Here is a 4,530-nt window from a genome sequence, read left to right on the forward strand (position 1 = left end):
TTGTAATTACTGTATTTCTATTAAGCTTAACTTTGCCTTTTCTCTTGATATAGTCTTCAATATCAAACACAATGTCCTTTGTTTCTTCTAGCATCTGATTTTTAGCAATCCAAAGGGCAGTTCTCGAAACAGAAACTGCAAAGTCGTTAATCTCAATTCCATAGAATTGGCTCAGTTGGACTTTAACAAGTTCTTGTCCAACGTCGAATGCGACTGCATAGCATAATGGCTTCATTTTCTAAACGTCTTAAAGATATATAGGTCTCTGTAAGGACGTTACCTGAACCAGGTGTGAAATCATGAAGTAATTTCAATGACTACAGATATAATTTTTTTCATATTTATGTGATATATTGAAACCAAAAAATTAGAACGGTAAAAAAACTTACAATAGACCGCATTGCTTATAAATTTTTTCAATAACACCTGATTTATATTCTATATATTTATCTATATTATCCGGAAATAAAACAGCAGCTTTTTCTTTAACTTTTGAATATTCATCCACTAACTCAGAATGTTGCCTTAAATAATTTCTAAAAGTAATATGTTTAAATAATTCTTCAGAGTCTTTAGGACATACATATAAATGATGTGTCATTAAATCATTTTTATTAATATATGAAAAAGCCTCCCTATCTCTAATACCTAAATCGCCTTCATGTACATACCCTTTATCTTCAAGCAATTTTTTTAAAATTAGAAACTTATCATTTTCAATAACAATATCCAAATCAATTATTGGCTTTGCTGACATCCCTTCAACCGATGTACTACCTACGTGTTCAATCTTAATTACATTCTGAATGATTTCTTTTCCAAGTGATTCTACTATTTTTTCAAATTCTTCTTTCCATTTTGGATTCCATTTTTCAACTACAACATTTTGTGTCCTCATAATCTATTTACCTATATAACCCTTTTTCCTCTATTCAATCCTTTATAATAATGTAATTATAATACTTATTTTCATAAAATTCTACAAAACACCATCGATTCATTTTTTTGATTTTAAACTTTGGTAGAAGCTCTAAAACCCTTGTATTTACTTGACTATTTGCCTTTGCCATTATTATGACACGAAACCCACAAGCTGGGTCAAAGAATGTAATTCCGAGATTACATTTGAAATAAACTAGTATTCTTTTTTCTCCATAATCATAACGGACAATTTTACTGCACCCCCTATGATTAATACGCTTACAACTAAAATTCCTAAGCAAATCATTGACATAGAATTCTTACTAAAAATCTCCATTAATTTTGCAAGAAAATCTGACTTTTCTTTTAGCAATGTTGATAAAGCAAATATTAAGAAATAAGTGATTACCATAATGAGTCTACCCTTTTCAGCACCATATTTAAGAATAAATGGTAATTGAATGGCAGTCATAAGTATACTAGCAGCTAGTGTAATTAAAGCAATAAACACTATACTATCCAATGACATTTGATTTTTTGTCATCAACAGTACAAAAATGCAGATTGAACCGACCAAACCAAAGGCAAATGCAAAGAAAAGCTTGCTCAACACATAACTGCTCTTTTTTATTGGCATCGAAAATGCAAACTGTTCGAAATTTGATTTTGTATCATAACCAAAGGCGATTGCAGAAAGTATGAGCGGAATCATTACACATATTAACGGAACCATAAACAATTCATTTTCATAAATTCCATATACAGCCAGTGCAATACTGATAGTAACCGTTAATAATAATGTCTTTTTTAAAGTAGCTATATCTTTCAAAATTAATGCTGTCATTATTGTCTCACTCCTTTCACAAAGTAAATCATAATATCCTCAATTGACGGTTTTTGTAACTTGATACCATCAGGTACAAGACTCTTTTTAACAAGTAACTCTTGCCCAAAAGAATGTATTCTTCTTCCTACAATGGCTTCTTCATCAATGTTATTTACTTCTTCATTGGATAAAGTACATATACCGTAGTTTTCTTTTAACTCATCTTTTGTTTCCATAAATAAGATTTTTCCATTGTGAATAAAAGCAATGTAATCTGCCACTTTTTCTAAGTCAGATAAAATATGGGAAGAAATAAGAATTGTATGATTTTCATCTTGCATAAAATCTAATAACAAATCCAAGATTTCCTCTCTTACAATTGGATCAAGCCCACTTGTTGCTTCATCTAAAATCAAAAGTTCAGCATTGTGAGATAAAGCAACAGCTATTGAAAGTTTCATTTTCATACCACGAGAATAATTTTTAATCATCTTTTTATGTGGTAAATTGAATTTTTCAATGAATCCATAAAACTGCTTTTTATCCCATTTTGAATAAACTCTATGACAAAACTTCTCAACATCGATTAATGTCATTTCTTCCGGCACTAACAAATCATCAAATACCACTCCAAGTTTATCTTTCAGTTCAACACTATTAGGATTTTCCTCATCTAAAAGTCTTATATCGCCAGAGTCTTTTCTTAAAAGCCCAAGTAACAATTTTATAGTTGTACTTTTACCAGCTCCATTCTGTCCGATATATCCAACTATTGTTCCTTTCGGAATAGTAAGATTTACCGGTCCTAGTTTAAAACTGTCAAATGTTTTTACTAAATCTTTAATTTCAATAGCATATTTACTCATATTCACCCTCCACATAACTCTTTAACATTTCTATCAATTCATCACTGGATACATCTGCAATTTCTGAAAGTTCAACTACTTCTTGAAGCTTCGATTCAATTTTCTTTAAGTATTCTTCTCGAATTAGTTCTTTATTTTGTGCTGCAACAAAATTACCTTTTCCTTGTACCGAATTTATAAACCCGTCTAACTCTAATTCATCAAAAGCTCTTTTTGCAGTTAACATACTTACTCTGATTTCTTTCGCTAAGAATCTTATCGAAGGTAGTTGTTCTCCCACTTTCAAATCTCCAGAAATGATTTGTGCTTTAATTTGATTTTTTATTTGCAGATATATTGGTTCATCACTGGAATTATTTATCTGTATATTCATCCTCAACTCCCCTACTGTTATTTGTGTTTTAACTGTTATTATTGTAGCATAACAGTTAAAACATTTCAATATGTAAAAAAGAAGCAGACAAAATTTTCTTTGCTCGCTTCTTCTAATTGAGTAAATCCTGCATCTAAGATGGGGTCTTTTCTGTTGATATTAGTGGAGTTAAGCATGACTACTATCTTAAAGGTAGCGAAGCGTATAAAAAGGCTCTAAAACAATATGGATATAAATAACATCATTCACACCTATTTTCCCGAATAGGTGTTTTTTTGTGCTGAATAGATTACTTCAAAAAACTTTTAATCTTATTCTTAACCGAATCGTTTATATTTCATGCAAATTAGTTTAATCAAAGAGCTTGGATTATATTTTGTTATACGATGTATTCATGAATAAATTAAAAGAAGAAAATATTAGAAGAGCGATCTGGCATATAAAGCGACATCTAGAAGGACTATGGAATTCTCAAGATGAAGTAGATAGAAAATATGAGATGTTTCATCTGCAATCTAGTGTTGAATGTTTAGAACGTATAATGAACAACGAAAAACCCTATCCACCTATGGATAGGGAAGAAGTATTTTGAGCATAATTTTTTAAAAACGTTGCTTAAGTTCTTGCTTTCTGTAAAGATACTTTCAAAGACTAATAAACATATTTGTCGTCAAAAGGTTTACTGATGATAGTTTCAAATTCCGGACAATACTTACTTGCCTCAAATTCAATGATGTCATATTGAGCAATTTCATTTTGGTAGAATGGATCTTGTGTAATGATTTCTTGGATTAATTTTTTATGGTTTGCTTTTGCGAGAATAATACCACCGGTTCTTGGATTTTTTCTACCAGACGCGATAAAATAGCCTTTTTTATAGTGTTGTTCTAAAAAGATGATATGCTGTTGTAGGTGCTTTTCAACTTCTTCTAGTGGCTTGATATAGGTGAGGTTTACAATAAACATAAATATAACTCCTTTAAAATGAATGATAAATAGATTATAATACTTAGGAAGCCGTTTGAACAGTAGGCACATTTTTGTAAGGAGAAATAATGCTGACAAATAAAAATTGGAATTGTAGTATGTCCCAAGTTTTGGATGTGGTTGGTGGCAAGTGGAGGATGAATATCTTATGGGTGATCAACAAGCATCAAACGATTCGTTTTAACAAGTTAAGAAGAGAAGTCGAAGGAATCACAACGATTAGTTTGACACGTGGACTGGATGTCTTAGTGGAACATCAATTAGTTAAGAAAGTTGATTTTGAATCCATGCCCCTTCATACAGAATACCAGCTTACAGAAAAAGGCAAATCGCTAATGCCGATTTTAAGAGACTTGAATCAATGGGGAAAAGAATGGCTGTAGTCTATTTTGGATTTTGTTTAATGTCTACTATCGCACCACTTAACCTGGCATTTTAACCACTTATCTTCGAAAGCCGTTTTTCCGACGGCTTTTTTGTTAGACTAAATATGTCAGAAGGAGGGAGAAATTATGCAAGACTAAATTTAAGATTCTTTAGGTCTTGATATCATTAGA

At 31.0% G+C, this 4,530-nt stretch carries 8 protein-coding genes; 2 read left to right on the plus strand and 6 right to left on the minus strand.

Translation table 11 applies throughout. From position 1 onward, the window contains the following. The 5 genes from HMPREF2704_RS09120 to HMPREF2704_RS09140 all read right to left on the minus strand — a co-directional run. The coding region (locus HMPREF2704_RS09120) for a DNA methyltransferase (RefSeq protein ID WP_371106654.1) at positions 1-235 on the minus strand (235 nt) is incomplete at its 3' end. Positions 236-385: 150 nt separating this feature from the next. Further along, on the minus strand, positions 386-898 hold the full coding sequence (locus HMPREF2704_RS09125) for a GrpB family protein (RefSeq protein ID WP_070846352.1): 513 nt from the start codon (positions 896-898) through the stop codon (positions 386-388). A gap of 237 nt (positions 899-1,135) precedes the next feature. Then, positions 1,136-1,765, minus strand: a complete 630-nt coding sequence (locus HMPREF2704_RS09130) for an ABC-2 transporter permease (RefSeq protein WP_070846354.1) — start codon at positions 1,763-1,765, stop codon at positions 1,136-1,138. Then, positions 1,765-2,613, minus strand: a complete 849-nt coding sequence (locus HMPREF2704_RS09135; RefSeq protein WP_070846356.1) for an ABC transporter ATP-binding protein — start codon at positions 2,611-2,613, stop codon at positions 1,765-1,767. The genes HMPREF2704_RS09130 and HMPREF2704_RS09135 overlap by 1 nt, the downstream gene beginning before the upstream one ends. Beyond that, complete coding sequence (locus HMPREF2704_RS09140) at positions 2,606-2,986, minus strand: GntR family transcriptional regulator (RefSeq protein ID WP_070846358.1); 381 nt, start codon at positions 2,984-2,986, stop codon at positions 2,606-2,608. Before HMPREF2704_RS09140 ends, HMPREF2704_RS09135 begins: the two co-directional genes overlap by 8 nt. 394 nt (positions 2,987-3,380) lie before the next feature. Between HMPREF2704_RS09140 and HMPREF2704_RS09145 the strand changes: the two genes are divergently transcribed. Then, positions 3,381-3,578 carry a hypothetical protein gene (locus HMPREF2704_RS09145; RefSeq protein WP_070846360.1) on the plus strand — a complete coding sequence of 66 codons (198 nt, stop codon included), beginning with the start codon at positions 3,381-3,383 and terminating at the stop codon, positions 3,576-3,578. A gap of 59 nt (positions 3,579-3,637) precedes the next feature. On the opposite strand, the gene HMPREF2704_RS09150 is transcribed toward HMPREF2704_RS09145, so the two are convergent. Then, positions 3,638-3,952, minus strand: coding sequence for a YciI family protein (locus tag HMPREF2704_RS09150; RefSeq protein ID WP_070846362.1), 315 nt, complete (start codon positions 3,950-3,952; stop codon positions 3,638-3,640). Positions 3,953-4,041: 89 nt separating this feature from the next. Here HMPREF2704_RS09150 and HMPREF2704_RS09155 point away from each other — a divergent pair, with 89 nt between their 5' ends. Then, a complete protein-coding gene (locus HMPREF2704_RS09155; protein WP_083324094.1) occupies positions 4,042-4,356 on the plus strand; it encodes a winged helix-turn-helix transcriptional regulator in 315 nt (104 codons plus the stop codon). Positions 4,357-4,530 lie beyond the last annotated feature (174 nt).

The sequence above is a fragment of the Streptococcus sp. HMSC076C09 genome (assembly GCF_001837905.1).
GTDB classification, from domain to species: Bacteria; Bacillota; Bacilli; order Lactobacillales; family Streptococcaceae; genus Streptococcus; species Streptococcus parasanguinis_I.

Excerpts from the sequence above, each read along its gene's own strand:
- HMPREF2704_RS09155 (WP_083324094.1), top strand. The coding sequence starts at position 4,042 with ATGCTGACAAATAAAAATTGGAATTGTAGTATGTCCCAAGTTTTGGAT.
- HMPREF2704_RS09130 (WP_070846354.1), bottom strand. The coding sequence starts at position 1,765 with ATGACAGCATTAATTTTGAAAGATATAGCTACTTTAAAAAAGACATTA.
- HMPREF2704_RS09140 (WP_070846358.1), bottom strand. The coding sequence starts at position 2,986 with ATGAATATACAGATAAATAATTCCAGTGATGAACCAATATATCTGCAA.
- HMPREF2704_RS09135 (WP_070846356.1), bottom strand. The coding sequence starts at position 2,613 with ATGAGTAAATATGCTATTGAAATTAAAGATTTAGTAAAAACATTTGAC.
- HMPREF2704_RS09145 (WP_070846360.1), top strand. The coding sequence starts at position 3,381 with ATGAATAAATTAAAAGAAGAAAATATTAGAAGAGCGATCTGGCATATA.
- HMPREF2704_RS09150 (WP_070846362.1), bottom strand. The coding sequence starts at position 3,952 with ATGTTTATTGTAAACCTCACCTATATCAAGCCACTAGAAGAAGTTGAA.
- HMPREF2704_RS09125 (WP_070846352.1), bottom strand. The coding sequence starts at position 898 with ATGAGGACACAAAATGTTGTAGTTGAAAAATGGAATCCAAAATGGAAA.